Origin of the sequence: Hydrogenophaga sp. (genome assembly GCF_026125825.1) — a bacterium.
GTDB lineage: Bacteria > Pseudomonadota > Gammaproteobacteria > Burkholderiales > Burkholderiaceae_C > Hydrogenophaga.
In genome coordinates, this window is the sequence record NZ_JAHCKK010000047.1 from 1 (window position 1) to 19049 (window position 19049).

The 19049-nt window shown below is 67.7% G+C and carries 17 protein-coding genes and 1 pseudogene; 11 read left to right on the forward strand and 7 right to left on the reverse strand.

The features are described from left to right. Nucleotides 1-387: 387 nt before the first annotated feature. The 3 genes and pseudogenes from KIT86_RS15180 to KIT86_RS15190 form a co-directional block, all read right to left on the reverse strand. Nucleotides 388-531 (reverse strand): annotated as a pseudogene (locus tag KIT86_RS15180) (IS30 family transposase); the annotation flags it as partial. Between the two features lie 22 nt (nt 532-553). Continuing rightward, nucleotides 554-1678, reverse strand: a complete 1125-nt coding sequence (locus KIT86_RS15185; RefSeq protein ID WP_297399802.1) for a glycosyltransferase — start codon at nt 1676-1678, stop codon at nt 554-556. Next, entirely contained in the window at nt 1665-2798 is a 1134-nt protein-coding gene (locus KIT86_RS15190) for a radical SAM/SPASM domain-containing protein (RefSeq protein WP_367185443.1), read from the reverse strand. Before KIT86_RS15190 ends, KIT86_RS15185 begins: the two co-directional genes overlap by 14 nt. Before the next feature lie 691 nt (nt 2799-3489). Between KIT86_RS15190 and KIT86_RS15195 the strand changes: the two genes are divergently transcribed. Genes KIT86_RS15195 through KIT86_RS15205 form a run of 3 tightly spaced genes read left to right on the forward strand, consistent with a single transcriptional unit; the run spans nt 3490 to nt 4576 of the window. Next, entirely contained in the window at nt 3490-3888 is a 399-nt protein-coding gene (locus tag KIT86_RS15195; RefSeq protein ID WP_297399804.1) for a 4-oxalocrotonate tautomerase family protein, read from the forward strand. An 11-nt stretch (nt 3889-3899) separates the two neighbouring features. After that, complete coding sequence (locus KIT86_RS15200) at nt 3900-4373, forward strand: cupin domain-containing protein (RefSeq protein ID WP_297399806.1); 474 nt, start codon at nt 3900-3902, stop codon at nt 4371-4373. A 14-nt stretch (nt 4374-4387) separates the two neighbouring features. Continuing rightward, nucleotides 4388-4576 carry a hypothetical protein gene (locus KIT86_RS15205; protein ID WP_297399808.1) on the forward strand — a complete coding sequence of 63 codons (189 nt, stop codon included), beginning with the start codon at nt 4388-4390 and terminating at the stop codon, nt 4574-4576. 48 nt (nt 4577-4624) lie between these two features. Here the strand turns inward: KIT86_RS15205 and KIT86_RS15210 are convergent, their stop codons facing one another. From KIT86_RS15210 to KIT86_RS15220, 3 genes are all read right to left on the reverse strand, one after another. Next, a complete protein-coding gene (locus KIT86_RS15210; protein ID WP_297399810.1) occupies nt 4625-5038 on the reverse strand; it encodes a hypothetical protein in 414 nt (137 codons plus the stop codon). A gap of 135 nt (nt 5039-5173) precedes the next feature. Then, nucleotides 5174-7036 (reverse strand): ATP-binding protein, encoded by a 1863-nt coding sequence (locus tag KIT86_RS15215; protein WP_297399812.1) that lies wholly within the window; start codon nt 7034-7036, stop codon nt 5174-5176. Continuing rightward, complete coding sequence (locus KIT86_RS15220) at nt 7029-7721, reverse strand: response regulator transcription factor (protein WP_297399814.1); 693 nt, start codon at nt 7719-7721, stop codon at nt 7029-7031. The genes KIT86_RS15215 and KIT86_RS15220 overlap by 8 nt, the downstream gene beginning before the upstream one ends. A 224-nt stretch (nt 7722-7945) precedes the next feature. On the opposite strand from KIT86_RS15220, the gene KIT86_RS15225 reads away from it, so the two are divergent. Beyond that, nucleotides 7946-10036, forward strand: coding sequence for an Ig-like domain-containing protein (locus KIT86_RS15225; RefSeq protein WP_297399816.1), 2091 nt, complete (start codon nt 7946-7948; stop codon nt 10034-10036). A gap of 103 nt (nt 10037-10139) precedes the next feature. Here the strand turns inward: KIT86_RS15225 and KIT86_RS15230 are convergent, their stop codons facing one another. Further along, nucleotides 10140-10544 carry a DUF3597 domain-containing protein gene (locus KIT86_RS15230; RefSeq protein WP_297399818.1) on the reverse strand — a complete coding sequence of 135 codons (405 nt, stop codon included), beginning with the start codon at nt 10542-10544 and terminating at the stop codon, nt 10140-10142. A gap of 358 nt (nt 10545-10902) precedes the next feature. Here KIT86_RS15230 and kdpF point away from each other — a divergent pair, with 358 nt between their 5' ends. From kdpF to kdpE, 7 genes are read left to right on the forward strand one after another with little or no spacing between them, the layout of a single operon-like run. Then, nucleotides 10903-10995 (forward strand): K(+)-transporting ATPase subunit F, encoded by a 93-nt coding sequence (kdpF, locus tag KIT86_RS15235; protein WP_297399820.1) that lies wholly within the window; start codon nt 10903-10905, stop codon nt 10993-10995. Then, nucleotides 10992-12764 carry a potassium-transporting ATPase subunit KdpA gene (gene kdpA, locus KIT86_RS15240; RefSeq protein WP_297399822.1) on the forward strand — a complete coding sequence of 591 codons (1773 nt, stop codon included), beginning with the start codon at nt 10992-10994 and terminating at the stop codon, nt 12762-12764. Before kdpF ends, kdpA begins: the two co-directional genes overlap by 4 nt. A 10-nt stretch (nt 12765-12774) precedes the next feature. Beyond that, nucleotides 12775-14859: a potassium-transporting ATPase subunit KdpB gene (gene kdpB / locus KIT86_RS15245; protein WP_297399824.1), complete on the forward strand. Its 2085-nt coding sequence runs from the start codon at nt 12775-12777 to the stop codon at nt 14857-14859. Between the two features lie 17 nt (nt 14860-14876). Beyond that, nucleotides 14877-15479 carry a potassium-transporting ATPase subunit KdpC gene (kdpC, locus tag KIT86_RS15250; protein ID WP_297399825.1) on the forward strand — a complete coding sequence of 201 codons (603 nt, stop codon included), beginning with the start codon at nt 14877-14879 and terminating at the stop codon, nt 15477-15479. Further along, nucleotides 15476-15631, forward strand: a complete 156-nt coding sequence (locus tag KIT86_RS15255; protein ID WP_297399827.1) for a hypothetical protein — start codon at nt 15476-15478, stop codon at nt 15629-15631. Before kdpC ends, KIT86_RS15255 begins: the two co-directional genes overlap by 4 nt. A 20-nt stretch (nt 15632-15651) precedes the next feature. Beyond that, entirely contained in the window at nt 15652-18360 is a 2709-nt protein-coding gene (locus tag KIT86_RS15260) for a DUF4118 domain-containing protein (protein ID WP_297399829.1), read from the forward strand. Beyond that, nucleotides 18357-19049 (forward strand): two-component system response regulator KdpE, encoded by a 693-nt coding sequence (kdpE, locus tag KIT86_RS15265; RefSeq protein WP_297399831.1) that lies wholly within the window; start codon nt 18357-18359, stop codon nt 19047-19049. Before KIT86_RS15260 ends, kdpE begins: the two co-directional genes overlap by 4 nt.

Here is a 19049-nt window from a genome sequence, read left to right on the forward strand (position 1 = left end):
TTGAGAACCGGGAACTTTCTCGCGAAAACCGGCAGGCCTTGCGACCTCCCGTCCGAGCCACCAATAAGCATGCACGAACGAAGAAGGCCGCTGTTTAAGCGGGTTACAGCGGCCTTCAGGGCCGCGACAAAGTTCTCGGGTTCTCAAGCCCGGCTCACCTTTTTCGTGAGCGGGGGAGACTTTACATCAATACGATGAAAGTACTCAATAGATAGAAGCAAGAATCGCGGGCCTGCACTTGGACAACGATGCTGATCTTTGAAAAATGTTGGCGAGCAGCGACGGTTCACGGCAGCCGCATTTCATGTTGCCCGACGGTGCGATCGGCAGCACATGATGGTTATACATTCGCCGACCATGAAGGTGTTCGACCTGCAAACCGCAGTGCCACGAGCTTTGCGGAGCGCAGAAGTAGAACTGGATGTCGGTGTCGACCGTGAAATGCACGTGAGCGTCCATTTCGGCGCCTCGATTCCAGGTCAGCGACTCGTAGAGTTTCTGCGGCAGCTTGCGTGGACTCTTGATCAGCGCGGTGCCATCCGCGCGCGCTTCCTCAGGCGTTGCGTTGACAGACAGCTCGCAGGCCGGAAGTTCTTGTGCAAATCTGATCGTAGAGGCCTGCGTAAGCGCGTGCCTGGAACGTCATGGAATGAGAGATCGCACGCTGCACCGCCGCCTCTCCAAGCTCCACACGCAGACTTGGGTTGCCAAGCAAGTGCTCAACCGCATCGGCGATGGCATGCGGATGGCGACGAGGGACGAGTACACCCGCGCTACCAAGCAGCGCAGGCATGCCGCCGACTCGTGTCGCGATGCAAGGCAATCCGATAGCCATTGCTTCGAGCAAGGCCGCCGGGGTGCCCTCATGGTCCGACGGCAAAAGGAACACATCGAGGCTGCGTAGGAACTCCGGCATGTCTACGACAGGCCCGCGCAGTTCAACGTCCAAGCCAACTGAGAGCGCCTCTATATGCCCGCGGCAAGGCCCCTCCCCCGCAATTACCAAACGGCAACTCAGGCCGCGCCCCTTCAGAATTTGCATTGCGGCGACAGCATCGTCCAGACGCTTGACTGGATGAAGCCTCGCTGCAACGCCAACGGTGAAGGGAGTGACCGCGTTTCGGCATCTGGGTGACGGCGAAAAGTGCTCTAGATCAACGCCGGTCGGAATCACCTCGATCTGGCGCCGTACGAGGTAGCCGTAGCGACGAGCGAGATCCTCTGACACTGCGGTTAATCGGTCCGCAGCGCGAAGCCCCCGAATGATCGGCACCAGCCAACGCCAGCCCGAGCCGAGCGCTATGTGCATGGTGGCCAACATCGGCACATGGTGTAACGATCCCGCGGCCAGCGCAGCTGAGATGTGCCCCTGTGCATGCAACACATGGACGTTTTGCTTCTCCAGAACCGTGCGCAACCGATCGGGAAAGGCAGCTTCACGGCGATCCAGACCGATGACCGGTACACCGGGTGCATCGATCTGCGAGTACCCCTCAGTCGGCGGATCATAGGTAATCAAGACCGGGTCGATGCCCAGGCTGGGTGCGGTGCGGCACAGGTCGGAGACGATCCGCTCACGGCCGCCGATCTCCATGGTCGGGAGCAGATGAGCGACGCGGATCATGACGAAGCAGAGGTCGTTTTCACCTTCCGCCTTGTGGCCCTCATCCACCAGCACCGAGCCGGCTGCGCGCCTCGGCAACATACTTGCGATAGCTCGGCGCGTGCTTTTCTATTCTCGAGGCGGCTTCACAATGGCAATTGGGACAGTTGAGTTTGAAGGCGTCCTGGGCAGCCTCATGGTGGGCTTTCGAGTAGATGATTTCGCTGAGCCGCTTCTCGTGCAGATTGCCAAGGGGAAAGGTTACGTAGCAGAGCATGACGCTGCCGTCTGCACCAACCCAGAGCAGCTTGCGCGCATCGCAAGGAATTCGCATCTGTTCCTGCTTCAGCGCCCAATCCGCCAGAGATGCGATCGCAACCGCAGATTCGGTCAACAACTCAGGTCGTAAGGCTTTAAGCGCGAGCAGGTGACGGGTAACTTGCTCAAGCGCGGCCTCGTCGCTCGGAGTGAACTGAAGCTCACGGTCCTCACCTTCCTGGAAATAAGGTAGCGAGTAATGAACAATATCGATGTGAATTCGGCCCTTGAAGCGGTCTGCAAACCGGACAATCTCGTCTACGGACTCAATGCTTGCTGAGCGACGGCTGAGCAGGAAATTGAACTGAATCTCCAGCTCGTCTGGCCCAAACATCTTTCGGGTATTTTCAAGACTTTCGATCAGACGCTCAAAGCGGCCAGGCCGTTGGACGTACTCGTCAAATGCACTTCCTTCCCCGTAGTAGCCAACCGTGATTTTGCGTAGGCCTGCAGCATGCAGTTCCTTGATTCGCTTGTCTAACGTCAGTGCATTGGTCGTGATGTAGCAACCGACGCCGAGACGGGTGGCGGTCTCCACCATCTTGACCACATCGGGGTGCAGCAACGGTTCGCCGCCATAAAGGCGGACGGCAGGGACCTTGGCGGCGGCTGCATCTTCGAGCAACTGCTCGACGATTTTCAAAGGGAGCTGCGCTCCTGGCATGAAGTCCCGTCCATATCGACAGCCCTTACACCGCAAGTTGCAGTGGGCAGTAATTGCGATGGTGATTCGTTCGGTCCGTGCTCGCACGATCGAAGGCCAAGTCTCCGCGAGTGAACTCAGCATGCGCTCGCTAGCGCGATAGCTTGCTTTCAACAACGGCATGGTTGACGGCATGAACTTGGCAACGGAGCGAGCGATGCTGTCGACTGTCATTGTTGATCCCCTGATAAGGCGTTGATTTCAACCAAGCGGCGCAACAGCAGACGCACCTGGGAGGTGTCGTGCTCACTTATTCCCAGATCGGCTCCAACGCCTTTGCAAATACCCAATGACAGTCACCGCCAAATGACGGGGAAGAGTGAACGCGGCCGCCCATGGATCTTTCTCCTGCTGTCTCTGGTGCTGAAGCTAGCATGAATGTGACTTGACCGGTCTGCTCGCATCGCTTATTTCAAGAAAGATGTGACCTGCTTGGCTTGGTGGAGACATTTATTTCTGCAAATGGGCTGGATCTCGGCCGAAACGTTTGTGGTCGCCCAAGTTGCGTCTGCCGTGCACCGAAGCCATACACGCCCCCTCGCGCCGCACATCGAAGGCCAGCGGCGTGAGATCGCTGTCTGACGACACGAGGCACACTGCCTCGAACTTCGGGGGCTTTCTTAGTCGCTAGCTCAAACTTTCTGAGCCCGCGCGGTGCACAGGGCTCAGCAAGTACTCAGCAAGAAGGAAGGTTTCCAGTTTGATCTCGGCATCCTGTCCAACCCCAGCAAAACTAATGCTGGAGGCGAAGAGGCACCGCGCGTGCCTTTGCGTCTCAAGCAAAACCAATTGTCGCTCCGGCAGGTTTCCGGGCAGGGTCGCTCTTCCTAAAGTCAGGGCCACCACATCACAAAGGAAACCCGCCATGCCCATTCTCAATGTCAAGGTCTCGGCACACCGCACGCCCGAGCTTTCCGCGCGCATCACAGAGGCGCTGCTTGAACTGACCAGCCGCGTGCTGGGCAAGCGTCGCGATCTCACCGCCGTGGTGATCGCCTATGTCGACCCACACGATTGGCACATCGCCGGCAAGTCGCTGGCCGAGCTGGAGAAGGCGAGCTTCTACTTCGATGTGAAGGTGGTCGACGAGACCAACACCAAGGCCGAGAAGGCTCGTTATGTGGCCGAGGCGTTCGAGTTGTTTGAAGGCCTCTTGGGCCCGCTGCACACGGAAAGCTATGTGTACGTGCAAGACGTGCGGGCCTCCGCCTATGGCTTCGGCGGCAGGACGCAGGAATTCCGTCATCAGCACCCCGACGAATGAAAGGCCCTTCCATGGAACTCGCCGATGTCATCGTGGCCACGGCCATGCGCCGTGCGGCCCTGGATGCCTGGATTCCCGAGGGTGAGGGCAAATGGTCGCTTCCCATTGAGTTTCTGCCGGACGGCGCAGGTTGGGTGGAGCTGATGCGCCTCACGCCGGGTGTGCGCCTGGGGCTGCATCGGCACACCGGTGAGGTGCACGCCCTGACGTTGAGGGGCGAGCGCCGGCTCAATGACGGCCGCGTCGTGCGCGCGGGCGACTACATCCACGAGCCTGCGGGCAACGTGGATTGGTGGGAGGCCACAGGTGACGAAGAACTCCTGGTGCACGTGGTCGTCAAGGGCAGCGTGGAGTACCTCGGGCCCCACCACAGCGTGCTGCAGCGGATCACCACCGCAGACCGCATCGCGGACTACCGCCGGCATTGCGCGACGATGGGCGTGAAGCCTGTCGAGCTGGGCCCGCTCGGTCCTGCGCGCCGATAAGTATCATTCGACCGATGCAGAAAGACCCCGACGCCCGCTTCAAGACCGCCCTGCAGGCGGTGGGCATCCTGGGCCTCATGGGCATGTTCGCGATGATCTTCCACAAGGGCTTCGCAGACATTTCGCTGCTGTGGCAGCAGCACGCCGGGGGTGATTTCTGGATCGCGCTGGCGCGCTACTTCTTCCGCAATCTGGCGGGTTGAACGGCGTCGGGCCTTCGGCCTGCGCCCCTGTAGGGATCGCTCGGGTGCTTACCTGGGGGGCACGGTGGCCTCGCGATCCACCATCATTTGCATCATGTGCTCCATCATGTCCATGCGCCGCTCCATCGGCTCGCGCATGCCCATCATCCCGCCCCTGCCGCGCATCTGGCCCATCATGTGCATGCCCGACTGCATGAGTTTCATGTGCTCGTCCATCAGGGCGGCGCGCTCCGCCGGTGTCTTGGCCGCCAGCATGCGCTGGTGCATGTCCTGCATGGCTTTTTCCTGCCTTTCCAGGGCCTCGGGTGTGAGCGGTGTCCCGGGCGCCGGGGCGGCGGCCATGGGCCCACGGCCGGGTGGGTGGGGAGCGGGCTGAGCTTGCGCGGTGTTGGGGTTCTGGCCCATGGCACAACCGGAGATCGTCAGGGCAAGGCATGTGGAAGCAAGGATTCGTGGACGCATGGCGCTCTCCTGGTGAAGGTTCAACCACAGCATCCGGCAGAAGGGGCCACGGGCCATTGACGAGGATCAATCGCCGCCGTGAAAGTGCGTGCGGGTGGTGGTGGCCCGAAGGCGGACGCGGCGGCGGTGAGGGGGTCAGGTGCGACGGAGTTGAATCTCGACCACCGTGCGCCCCGGCGCACTTTGCAGCGAGAGCTCCGCGCCGATGGCGCGGGCGCGCTCCCGCATGGCAAGCAGGCCTTTGCGCCATGCCACGGTGGCGTCGAACCCGCGGCCGTTGTCCACGATGCGCAAGCGCACATCCGGCCCGGCGGCAGCGGCTTCGATGCGGAGCTCTGTCGCCTGGGCGTGCTGCAGCACGTTCGACAGGGCTTCAAACACCATGAACTGCAACTGGCGCATCGCGCCGGCATCCAGCCGTTGCACGGGTTCGATCAGGTCCACCGCCCAGCGCAGCTCGATGTCGCTGGCGTGCAGGCGTGGCTCCAGGCGGTAGCGCAGGTTGGCCAGCAGGGCGGTCACGTCGCCCGGCGGCAGGTTCATGGCGTCGATGGACAGCTTGAGCTGATCCAGCGAGTCGCGCAGTGTCTGGAGCAGTTCCTGCTGGCTGGAGCGGCCCGATTCGAGCTGCCGGATCGCCGAGCTGATGTGGGCACCGACGCCGTCGTGCATGTCACGCAGGATGCGGGTCCGCTCGGAGGTGCGTTCCTGCGCCCGCGCCATTTGCTCCACCTGCCGGTAGCTCTCGGCCAGTTCGCGCTCTTTGTCCCTGACCCGCGCGGACAAGGTGTTGAGCAGGTCGCGCACCTGGGCCGACACCCGCCGGAACCGCTCGAGGACGATGTAGACCAGCCCCAGGCCGAACACCACCGACGAGTACCGCATGAGGCTGCTGTCGGCGTAGGTGGGGTTGATGCGGAAGACGTAGAGGTCGCGGAATCCCACCGCCACGTTGAGCAGCACCGCCAGCGCCACCACGCGGTGAGGCGTGCTGGCACCGCGCAGGGCCTGCGCCATGAAGGTGGCGCCGAACAGCAGAAAGGTCAGGCCCAGCGCCGCATACCAGGCGGTGAGGGCCTGCGGCTGGCCAAAGCCCAGGGCCCAGGCCGCCATGGGGCCGCTGGCCAGCATCAATGCCGTCAGCCAGCGGGCCATCAGGCGCCCGGCTGGCCGGTGGTCCCAGCGCGCCACGTTCATGCAGAACAGCCCCATGCTCCAGCCCCACACGGCCAGGGCGACCACCGGCACCACGCCCCACCAGGGCCAGGCCAGCACCGGGTTTTCAATGAGGGCGTCGCCGACGCGCACGGCCCAGCACAGTTCGGCCAGGCCGGCATAGAGGTACAGCGGGTCGCGCTGTTGTCGCACGGTGTTGGAGAGGTCGGGCTGAGTCACCCACAAGGACAGCGAGATCAGGCCGACCAGCAGGCTGAAGCCAACCACGACCATCGAGCCCGTCACGCGCCAGCGATGGGCTTCGGCGTATTTCGCGCCCACCAGCGCTCGCGGCCCGATCCAGACGGTGGAGAGCCCGCCGCGGCGCCCCACGTCCGCGCGCACCCGCACGTGCAGGGTGTTGTCGCGCTGCAGCAGGCCCGCGGGCAGCGGCGCGATGCGAGGCACCTGCCCATAGTCTGCCCCGTTGGCCTGCAGCATGTCGCCCTCGTGCTGCACCAGCATGCCGTTGAGCCAGACTTCGTAGGCATTGCCGAGCCGGGGCAGGTAGAGGCTCCAGGGTTCGTCGGGCGCCTCGGGCAAGGTGAAGTCCAGCTCGAAGGTGGCCCGCCCGGCGCGCCCGGGGTTGTGGCGGTCCCAGTGGTACGGCAGGCTGAGCTGGCGCTGCTGGGTCTGGCCGTCCACCATGATCGTGGCCCGCGCCTCGCGCAATTCCAGCGCCCGCCGGTCCGGCTCGCCGGGGCCGTCGGCGTGCAGCGGCCCTGCCAGGCCCAGCGCCAGGCCCAGGCCAACCAGCCAGCGCCGCACCCTGCCCTCAGTCATGCCGGGGCAGCATGCCCATGCGGGTGGCTTCAAACACCGCCTCCATCTTGGAGTGCACGGCCAGCTTGCTGTACAGGCTCTTGATGTGCGCCTGCACGGTGTGCATGCTCACGCCCTGCAGGTGGGCGATTTCCTGGTAAGAGAACCCGCGCGCGATCAGGCCAAGCACCTCCTGCTCGCGGCGCGACAGGGGCGGGTGTTCGAGCGGGGGCGGCGCGACCGCCGGTGGCGGGACGAGGGGCGCGGCCTCGCTGGCCTGGCGCGTGGCGTACTTGGCCAGCACGCGGCGCGCGATCATGGGGGAGATCGGTGACCCCCCTGCCTTCATGTCCAGGATGGTCTGCGCGATGTCGTCGGGCGCGGCGTCTTTGTGGATGTAGCCCAGCGCGCCGGCTTCGATGCTGGAGAGCACGTTGTCTTCGTCGCCAAACATGGAGATGACGAGGGTCTCGCAGGCGGGGTGGGTCTGGCGCACCAGGTGGATGAGTTCCAGGCCGGAGCCGTCGGGCAGGCCGAGGTCGGTGAGCAGCACGTCCACAGCCGGGCCTGGGCGGGCCAGGAAGTCCCTGGCATGCGCCACCGTGCCCACGCAAGCGGCCAGCGCGAGGGCCGGCGAGCGGGCCACGCAGGACTCAAAAAAACTGCGCATCTCGGGGTCGTCTTCGACGATCAGAACACGCCACATCGGGATCGGTCTCCAGCGTCCCGCGGGTTGGACACATTGCGCGCGGGGCTCGTCGAGCATACCCAGAAAGCCGGTGCGTTATGTGCAAAGCGGCACACCGGGGCGGCCCGCCATGCCCCGAATCCCATGTTCATGGGATGCAATTTGTCGCCCTCAGACCTCCAATCCCCTTGGCCTGGGTCCAGGGATCCCCGGCCAACGACCTACGAACATTTGGAGATTGCATGCGAAACAACCATAGACGGTATGCCCTGGCGGGCATGTTGATGCTGGCGCTGGCCGGCTGCGGCGGAAGCAGCGTCAACTCGGGCGCCGGCGGCGGCTCCGTCGTCGCCCCGGCGGGCCTGACCGCCAGCGGCGTGGCCGCCACGGGTGCGGCCTTCACGGGCGCGGTCATCACCGTGGTGGACAGCCGCGGTGTCACCGTGGGCCAGAGCCAGCCCGTCGGCGCGGACGGCACCTACAGCATTTCGCTCGACCCGGCGGCCGTGGCGCCCTTCGTGCTGGTGGCCACCCGCACCGACGCCAACGGGGCCACGCAGACCCTGGTGAGCGTGATCGCATCGGCCACGGCGACCACCGCCAACATCACGCCGATCACCACGCTCATCGCATCGCGCCTGTCACCCTCGGGTGACCCCGGCAAGCTGGCCAGCGAGCTGGCTGCGGGCAACGCGGTCATTTCGCCCCAGGCCGTGGCCGACACCGTGACGGAAGTGCAGACCATCCTGGCCCCGCTGCTCACGGCCACCAGCACGAGCGGCTTCAACCCGCTGACCGGCAGCTTCAGCACCGACGGCACCGGCTACGACCGCCTGCTGGATTCGGTCAACATCACCTTCCTGCCGGCCAGCTCGACCACGACCAACATCGAAATCTCGGTCAAGCAGGAAGTGCCCGATGGGCAGCAGCCGGTCAGCCTGAGCTTCAACAGCGCCACGACCACGGTCACGCCCTTGCCGGCGATCGACCCGGGCAAGCTCATCGCCGAAGGCACCTCGGCGAAGATCAGCCAGTTCCTGCAGGCCCTGACCGCCTGCTATGCGCTGCCGGCCAACCAGCGCGCGGCCGCGCCCAGCACCGTGCTCGCGGCGGCCTGCCTCGATGTGTTCCACAACAACGACCCCGCCCAGTTCAGGAACAACGGTGGCACGGTGAGCAGCACCGGTGCCTTCGCCAGCCTGTTCAACCCCAACGCGGTGGGCGTGGTGTTCAGCCAGGGCAACTACGAGTTCACCCGCGACAACGCCGACAAGGACATCGTCATCGGCTACAAGACCACCAGCCCGGACGGCGGCGAGTCTTACGACAGCTTCGTGCTGCGCCCCAGCACGGTCGACGGCAAGCTGCGCCTGATCGGCAACCAGTACCGCTTCCCCGGCCGCGTGGCGGCCTATCAGCAGCGGCGCAATTTCATCAGCCTGGGCCAGGAAGCCTACGACTACTTCAGCACCGGTTACGTGCTGGACATCGCCAACCGCCAGCGCCCGGGCAACCTGGGCCCGCTGTTCAACCGCGTCGTCGTGACCACGCCCACCGGTGCGGTGCTCACGTTGCAGCCCAGTGGCAACTCCAGCTTCCTCGGCCTGGTCAAGCCCGGGCCGGTGGTCTCGGCCACCAGCTTCGTGCGCCTGCGCAGCGAGTATGTGGACGGCAACACCTCGCGCCCGCATCCGCGCACCGTGGACACGACGCTGTTCTTCGTGGCCGACCCGGACCGCACCGAGGCCAGCCTGGCCAGTGCCACGTCGCAGGGCAGCTGGCGCTTCGAGTACTACCTCAACGTCGACGACCCGGCCACGCCGCAGGACGACACCACGGTGCCGGAAGTGCAGTACTACAAGAGCCGCGCCCGCGCCCTCACCATCGCGGAGCTGCGCACGCAGGGTCTCGCCCAGCTGACGCCGGGGCTGGTCGCCGAGATCCGGTCGGGCACCGAGCCCGCCGGGGGGCAGGATGCCGGGCAGATCGTGTTCGTGGACGGGGACACCGGCGACATCGCCACGGAGAGCGGCGGCGACGGCTGGACCGTGGGCACGGGCCAGTTGCCTCCCACGCAGATCACGATGTTTGGCCGCTCACCGCGCACCGGCAGCAACGCCAATTTCACCGACTCGGTCGAGGTGCGATCGACGGCCCGCCGGGCGATGGTGGCCTGCTCGCAGCAGAGCATGTCGGACGACCACTGCCTGAACGGCGGCCCTGGCTTCGCCGCGGGCTCGCGCCTCAATGGCCTGCACCTCTCGGCGCGAGACGTTGCGGGGCGTGAGTACGCGAACTTCTACGCGCTGTACCAGCTCAACATCGTGCCCTGAGGCCCCCAGCCTGCGCCACGGCCCCGCTGTGGCGGGGCATGCCCCGAGTCTGAAACGACAACGCCCCGCAAGCGGGGCGTTGTCGTTGGTGGCGTGGGGCCGATCAGCTGAACAGTTCCTTGGGCACGTTGCCGCCGTTGGCCGCGATGTGGGCGAGCACATTCTTGTGCAGCCACATGTTCATCTTGGCCGAATCGCCCATCAGCTCATCGGGGCAATAGAGCTCCTTGGCCAGCGCCTTGCGCGCTTCGAGGCTGCTGTCGAGCTCCAGGAGCTTGAGCAGGTCGACGATGGAGGTCTTCCAGTTCAGCTTCTGCGGGTTGGCCGCCGCTTTCTTCTCCATCAGGGCCATCACGTCCACCATGGTGATCGACGCGACGGCAGGCGCTGCGGCCGGTGCGGGCGCGGCCGCTGGAGCGTCTGCGGGTGCGGCCGGCGGCGTGATGACAGGCGCCTGCGCGGCCTTGGACATGCCGAGTTTCTCGAGGATGTTGCTGAAAAATCCCATGGTGTTCTCCTTGATTCCATTGAAAAAGGCCCGCCTGGCCAGTGTGGAGGCGCGCCACGCCAGCATAGGCCATAAATGCGACAGGCCCAACCGCGCGCCTTGATGCTTTCTTGATACCGCCCTGCGCAGTCTTGCGCCCGTCTTGACGCCCCCGTTCCTAGCATCGGTGGACTGTCTTGAACGGAGAACCCCATGGACTTCATCTACCTCGGGCTGGCCGCCGCTTGCGGCCTGCTCATCTGGGGCCTGGCACTGGCGTGCCAGCGCCTGCAACCCACTGGCGGGAGGCGCTCATGAGCGCCGCGCCGGGCCGCCGCGGGCCTGCTCACACCGCAACGCACCGCGCGGAGGTCTTCCTATGAGCGGCTGGACCCTGCTGGCGGCCGTGCTCTCGGGCGGGCTGCTGATCTATCTGGTGGCCGTGCTGCTGCGGCCGGAGGACTTCTCATGAGCGCGATGGCATGGCTTCAATTGGCGGTGTTCCTCGCGCTGCTGCTGGCGCTGGCCTGGCCGCTGGCGCGCGGGATCGACGCGGTGATGGCCGGCCGATTCACGCTGGGGCGGCGCATCGAGGCGCCGCTGTGGCGCCTGGCCGGCGTGCGGCCCGATCGCGAGTCCGGCTGGCTGCGCTATGCGCTGGGCCTGATGGTGTTCAACGGCCTGGGCCTGCTCGCGCTGTACGCGCTGCAGCGCCTGCAGGGCGCGCTGCCACTCAACCCGCAGGCCTTCGGCGCGGTCACGCCCGATTCGGCTTTCAACACGGCCATCAGCTTCATGGCCAACACCAACTGGCAGGGCTATGGCGGTGAGTCCACCATGAGCTACCTCACCCAGATGCTGGGCCTGACGGTGCAGAACTTCCTCTCGGCCGCCACCGGCATCGTGGTGGTGGTCGCGCTGGTGCGCGGCTTCTCGCGCCACTCGGCCCAGTCCATCGGCAACGTGTGGGTGGACCTGACCCGCGCCACGCTGTGGGTGCTGCTGCCCCTGTCGCTGGTGCTGGCGGTGTTCTTCGCGGGCCAGGGCGTGATCCAGAACCTCTCGCCCTATGCCGAGGTGAAGACGGTGGAGACCGTCAGCTGGGAGACCTCGACCCCCGGCACCGACGGCCAGCCGGCACTCACCGAAGCGCACAGCAGTGCGTCGCAGACCCTGGCCATGGGGCCGGTGGCCTCGCAGCTGGCGATCAAGATGCTGGGCACCAACGGCGGCGGCTTCTTCAACGCCAACTCGGCGCACCCGTACGAGAACCCCACGGCGCTGTCGAACTTCGTGCAGATGCTGGCGATCTTCCTGATCCCGGCCGCGCTGTGCTTCGTGTTCGGCCGCATGGTGGGCGACCCGCGCCAGGGCCGCGCGGTGCTGGCCGCGATGACGGTGCTGTTCGTCGCCTTCGTGGTCGCGGCCACCACCTTCGAGCAGCAGGGCAACCCGGTGCTGGCCGCGCTCGGCGCCGACCAGGCCGCCAGTGCGCTGCAGTCGGGCGGCAACATGGAGGGCAAGGAGGTGCGCTTTGGCATCAACGCCTCCAGCCTGTTCGCGGTGGTCACCACCGCCGCGAGCTGCGGCGCGGTCAACGCCATGCACGACAGCTTCACCCCTCTGGGCGGCATGGTGCCTCTGGTGCTGATGCAGCTGGGGGAGGTGGTGTTCGGTGGCGTCGGCGCGGGCCTCTACGGCATGCTGGTGTTCGCCATCATGGCGGTGTTCATCGCCGGTCTCATGATCGGCCGCACGCCGGCCTATCTGGGCAAGAAGATCGAGGCGCACGAGATGAAGATGGTGTCCATCGCCATCCTGGTCACGCCCTTGCTGGTGCTCGTGGGCACGGCGGTGGCGGTGATGGCCGACGCCGGGCGCGCCGGCATCCAGGACCCGGGGGCGCACGGTTTCACCGAGGTGCTCTACGCCCTGACCTCGGCGGCCAACAACAACGGCAGCGCCTTCGCCGGCCTGTCGGCCAACACGCCGTTCTACAACGTGCTGCTGGGCCTGGCCATGGCGTTCGGCCGCTTCGGGGTGATCGTGCCGGTGCTGGCCATGGCCGGGTCGCTGGCCGCCAAGCAGCGCGCGGTCGCCACCGACGGCACCCTGCCCACCCACGGCCCGCTGTTCGTGGCCCTGCTGATCGGCACCGTGCTGCTGGTCGGCCTCTTGAACTATGTGCCCGCGCTGGCGCTCGGCCCGGTGGCCGACCACCTGCTGCTGTGGGCCCGCTGAAAGCATCACCATGACCCGCACAACCCTGACCCTGTTCGACCCGGCGCTGGTGCGCCCGGCCCTGTTCGATGCCGTGCGCAAGCTCGACCCCCGCGTGCAGCGCCGCAACCCGGTGATGTTCGTCGTCTATGTGGGCAGCGCGTTCACCACGGCGCTTGCCATCGCCCGGCCCGAGGGCTTCACCATCGCGGTGGCGCTCTGGCTCTGGTTCACCGTGCTGTTCGCCAACTTCGCCGAGGCCCTGGCCGAAGGCCGCAGCAAGGCGCAGGCCGCCGCGCTGCGCGGCCTCAAGCGGCAGACCTGGGCCAAGAGGCTGGACCGCCATGCCCAGTACGACCGGCACGTGCCCCGCACGTCCCTGGCATGGCTTCCGATCGAGGCCGGCGAGCTGCGCAAGGGCGACGTGGTGCTGGTCGAGGCCGGTGACACGGTGCCAGCCGACGGCGAGGTGATCGACGGCGTGGCCTCGGTGGACGAAAGCGCCATCACCGGCGAATCGGCCCCGGTCATCCGTGAATCGGGAGGCGACTTCTCGGCCGTGACCGGCGGCACCCGCGTGCTGTCCGACTGGGTGGTGGTGCGTGTCACGGTGAACCCGGGCGAGACCTTCGTGGACCGCATGATCGCCATGGTGGAAAACGCCCGGCGCCAGAAGACGCCCAACGAGATCGCGCTGACCATCCTGCTGGTGGCGCTGACCATCGTGTTCCTCGGTGTGGTCGCCACGCTGCTGCCGTTCTCGTCGTTCGGCGTGCAGGCCAGCGGCGCGGGCCAGCCGGTGAGCCTGGTGGTGCTGGTGGCGCTGCTGGTGTGCCTGATCCCGACCACCATCGCCGGCCTGCTCAGTGCCATCGGCGTGGCCGGCATGAGCCGGCTGATGCAGGCCAACGTGATCGCCACCTCGGGCCGCGCGGTGGAAGCCGCCGGTGACGTGGACGTGCTGCTGCTGGACAAGACCGGCACCATCACGCTGGGCAACCGCCAGGCCAGCGCCTTCCTGCCGGCGCCCGGCATCAAGGAGGCCGAGCTGGCCGACGCGGCGCAGCTCGCCTCGCTGGCCGACGAGACGCCCGAGGGCCGCAGCATCGTGGTGCTGGCCAAACAGCGGTTCCAGCTGCGCGAGCGCGAGGTGGAGGCCCTGGGTGCGAGCTTCGTTCACTTCACTGCGCAGACGCGCATGAGCGGGGTGGACCTGCAGTCGCCCGATGGCAAGGGCCGCTCGCTGCGCAAGGGCGCGGCCGATGCGATCCGCCGGCATGTGGCCTCGCTCGGCGGCGCCTTCCCGTCGCACGTGCAGGCCACGGTGGACGAGGTCTCGCGCCGCGGCAGCACGCCCCTGGTGGTGTGCGACCGCGACCGCGTGCTCGGCGTGGTCGAGCTCAAGGACGTGGTCAAGGGCGGCATCAAGGAACGTTTCGCGGAGCTGCGCCGCATGGGCATCCAGACCGTGATGGTGACCGGCGACAACCGACTCACCGCCGCGGCGATCGCCGCCGAGGCCGGGGTGGACGATTTCCTGGCCGAGGCCACGCCCGAAGCCAAGCTCAAGCTGATCCGCGAACACCAGGCGCAGGGCCGGCTGGTGGCGATGACGGGCGACGGCACCAACGACGCGCCCGCGCTGGCCCAGGCCGACGTGGCCGTGGCCATGAACACCGGCACCCAGGCAGCCAAGGAGGCCGGCAACATGGTGGACCTCGACAGCAACCCGACCAAGCTGATCGAGATCGTGGAGACCGGCAAGCAGATGCTGATGACGCGCGGCTCTCTCACCACCTTCAGCATCGCCAACGACATCGCCAAGTACTTCGCGATCGTGCCTGCGGCCTTCGTCACCACCTACCCGCAGCTCTCGGCGCTCAACGTGATGCAGCTGGCCAGCCCCGACTCGGCCATCCTGTCGGCGGTGATTTTCAACGCGCTGATCATCGTCGTGCTCATTCCCCTGGCGCTCAAGGGCGTGCGCTACCGCGCGGTCGGGGCCGCCTCGCTGCTGCGCCGCAACCTCGCCCTCTACGGCCTGGGCGGCATCGTGGTGCCCTTCATCGGCATCAAGGCCATCGACTTGCTGCTCTCGGCCATCGGTTTCGTCTGAACCACCAAGGAACTTTCATGAATCCCACCACCCCTTCCCCCGATGTCGAGCCGGTATGGCGGCCCGCCCTCGTGCTGTTCGTGCTGCTGAGCCTCATCACCGGCCTGCTCTATCCCTTCGTCGTCACTGGCGTGGCGCAGGCGGTGTTTCCCCACCAGGCCAACGGCAGCCTGATCGAGCGCGAGGGCCAGGCCGTGGGCTCCACGCTCATCGGCCAGCCTTTCGCCCAGGCCGGGCACTTCTGGGGCCGCCCATCGGCCACCGGGCCGATGGCCTACAACGGCAGTGCCTCCGGCGGCTCCAACCTCGGCCCCAACCACCCCGCGCTGGCCGAGGCCGCCAAGGCCCGCATCGACGCCTTGCGCGCGGCCGACCCGGACAACGCGGCGCCGGTGCCGGTGGACCTGATCACCGCCTCGGCCAGCGGGCTGGACCCGCACATCAGCCTGGCTGGCGCGCGCTACCAGGTGGCCCGCGTGGCGCGCGCACGGGGCCTGGCCCCCGATGCGGTGAACGCGCTGGTGGACCAGCACACCGAGACCAGCCTGTTCGGCTTCCTGGGCGAAGCGCGCGTGAACGTGCTGGCGCTGAACCTCGCGCTCGACGCGTTGCGGCCATGAGCGGCGGCTGGCTGGAGCCCCTGATCGCCTTGGGCGCCATCTTCCTGCCCCTGCTGATGGCGTGGGGGCTGGTGGCGCGCGGGGCGCGGCGCCCCCGGCCACGCAGGCGCCACTCGGGTGACAATGCCACCCAACCGCGCAAGCCCTCCTGAGGCGCCGGCCCCGCCACCCCATGTCTGAACCCTCCCGCCCCGACCCGGATGCCCTGCTTGAGCGGGTGCAGCAGGAAGAGGCCCGCGCGCGCCGGGGCAGCCTGAAGATCTTCTTCGGGGCCTCGGCAGGCGTGGGCAAGACCTACGCCATGCTCTCGGCCGCGCGCGCGGCCCTGGCGCAGGGCACGCCGGTGACCATCGGCGTGGTGGAAACGCACGGCCGGCCCGACACCGAAGCCCTGGCGCGCGGCCTGCCCCGCCTGCCGCTGCGCAGCGTGGCCTACCGGGGCCACCAGCTGCACGAGTTCGACCTCGACGCCGCGCTGGCCTTTGGTGCACAGCACCCGGGCCAGGCACTGGTGCTGCTCGACGAGCTGGCCCACAGCAACGTGGCCGGCGCGCGCCACCTCAAGCGCTGGCAGGACGCCGAGGAGCTGCTGGTGGCCGGCATCGACGTCTGGTCGACGATGAACGTGCAGCACCTGGAGAGCCTCAACGACATCGTCAGCGGCATCACCGGGATCCGCGTCTGGGAGACCGTGCCGGACCGCTTTTTCGACGGTGCCGACGAGGTGGTGGTGGTCGACCTGCCGCCCGACGAACTGCTGGAGCGCCTCAAGGCCGGCAAGGTCTACCTGCCCCACGGCGACGACCAGCGCGCCGAGCGCGCGGCGGCCAACTTCTTCCGCAAGGGCAACCTGCTGGCACTGCGCGAACTCGCGCTGCGGCGCACCGCCGACCGGGTGGACGACGAGATGCGCGCCTACCGGCGCGGCGGCGCGGACAAGCCGGTCTGGCCCAACCGCGAGGCCCTGCTGGCCGGCGTGGGGCCGGGCGCGCACGCCGAGAAGGTGGTGCGCAGCACGGCGCGCATGGCCGCGCAGCTCGACGTCTCCTGGCAGGCCGTGCATGTGGAGACGCCGGGCCATCCGATGGCCGAGGCGACCCAGCGCACGCTGCGCCTGGCCGAATCGCTGGGCGCGACCACCGCCACGCTGTCCTCCACCGACGCCGCCACCGCGCTGGTGCGCCACGCGCGCGAACACAACCTGGCGCGCCTGGTGCTCGGCCGGCGGCGCAAGCGCCGCTGGCCCTGGCAGCGCAGCCTGGCCGAGCACGTGGCCGAGCGCGCCGACGACCTGGACGTGATGCAGATCGCCCTTCCCGCGGCGCGCGCCGACGCCCCACCCAGCGTGCGCCCCGAGCCGGCCGAAGGCCGCTGGCGCGGCTACCTGGGGGCCGCTGCCACCTGCCTGCTCATGGCCCTGCTGGCGCTGCCGCTGCGCGACGTGCTGGAGCGCAGCAACATCGTCATGCTGTTCCTGCTCGTGGTGGTGGGCGTGGCGCTGGCGCTGGGCCGCGGCCCGGCGGTGCTGGCCGCCTTCCTGGGCGTGGGGCTGTTCGATTTCCTGTTCGTGCCGCCTTTCCACAACTTCGCGGTGAGCGACGTGGAATACCTCGTCACCTTCGGTGTGATGCTGGTGGTGGCGCTGGTGGTGGGCCAGCTCACCGCCGGCCTCAAGCAGCAGGCCGAGGCGGCCACCCTGCGCGAGCACCGCGTGCGCAGCCTGTACGAGATGTCGCGCGATCTGTCGGCGGCGCTGCTGCCCACGCAGGTGGCCGAGATCGGCGCGCGTTTTCTCACCGGCGAGTTCGGCGCGCGCTCGACGCTGCTGGTGGCCGACGAGCACGACCGGCTCCAGGCCCTGGAGGGCGGCAGCGCGCCGGTGGACAGCGCGGTGGCGCAATGGGCCTTCGAGCGCGGCGAGGAAGCCGGGCGCGGCACCGACACCCTGCCGGCCAGCGCCTGCCTGGTGCTGCCCCTCAAAGCACCGATGCGGGTGCGCGGCGTGCTGGTGATCGAGCCGCCCGGGGGGCGCCCCTGGGGCATCGAGCAGCGCCGCCTGCTGCAGACAGGGGCCTCGCTGCTGGCGATCTCGCTCGAGCGCATCCACTACATCGAGGTGGCACAGAGCAGCACGGTGCAGATCGAGTCCGAGCGGCTGCGCAACTCCCTGCTCTCGGCGATCTCGCACGACCTGCGCACGCCCCTGGCTTCGCTGGTGGGCCTGGCCGAGGCGCTCGAACTCACACCGCCCGCACTCAGCCCGGCGCAGCGCGAGGTGGCCGGTGCGATGCGGCAATCGGCGCAGCGCATGAACGCGCTGGTGAACAACCTGCTCGACATGGCCCGCCTGCAGGCCGGCGCGGTGCAGCTCAACCGCGCCTGGCAGCCGCTGGAAGAGGTGGTGGGCAGCGCACTGGCCGCCTGCGGGCCGCTGCTGGGCAAGCGCGACATCCGCGTGGACCTGCCCGACGGCCTGCCGCTGCTGCACCTGGACACGGTGCTGTTCGAGCGCGTGCTGGTGAATCTGCTGGAGAACGCCGCCAAGTACACGCCGCCTGGCAGCGCGATCGAGATCTCGGCGCGCGAGCGCAGCGACAGCGTGGTGATCCTGCTCGACGACCACGGCCCGGGCCTGCCCAAGGGACACGAGGCCCGCGTGTTCGAGAAGTTCGAGCGCGGCCAGCGCGAGAGCGCCCTGCCCGGCGTCGGCCTGGGGCTGGCCATCTGCCGCGCCATCGTGCAGGCGCACGGTGGCACCATCGAGGGCCACAACCGCGAAGCGGGCGGTACCGTTGAGGGCGCGCGCTTTGTCATCACCCTGCCCCGGGGCACGCCGCCCGCCGACCTGGGCACGCACACCGAGGACGCGCCCCCGCCATGAGCACCGCCGGCAGCCAGATCCTGATCGTCGAAGACGAAGCCCACATCCGGCGCTTCGTGCGCCTGGCGCTGGAGGCCGAAGGCCACACCGTGCACGAGGCCGAAAATTACCAGCGCGGCCTGATCGAGGCCGGCACCCGCCGGCCCGACCTGGTGGTGCTGGACCTGGGCCTGCCCGATGGCGACGGCGTGGACCTCATCCGCGAGCTGCGCCAGTGGTCGGCGATGCCGGTGATCGTGCTCTCTGCGCGCAGCGCCGAGGCCAGCAAGATCGCCGCGCTCGACGCGGGGGCGGACGACTACCTCGTCAAGCCCTTCGGCGCGGGCGAACTGGGCGCGCGCGTGCGCGCCCAGCTGCGCCGCCACCAGCAGCAGACGCCGGGCGGCGCGCCGCTGATCGAGTTCGGCGACATCCGCATCGACCTGGTGCGCCGCGTGGTGGAGCGCGCGGGCCAGGCCCTGCACCTCACCCCCATCGAATACAAACTGCTCACGCACCTGGCCTCGCAGCCCGACCGCGTGATCACGCACGCCCAGCTGCTCAAGGCCGTGTGGGGACCCGGCCACCTGGAGGACTCGCACTACGTGCGTGTGCACATGGCCAACCTGCGCAAGAAGATCGAGGCGCAGCCCTCGATGCCGCGCCACCTGGTCACCGAGACCGGCATCGGCTACCGCTTCGTGGCCTGA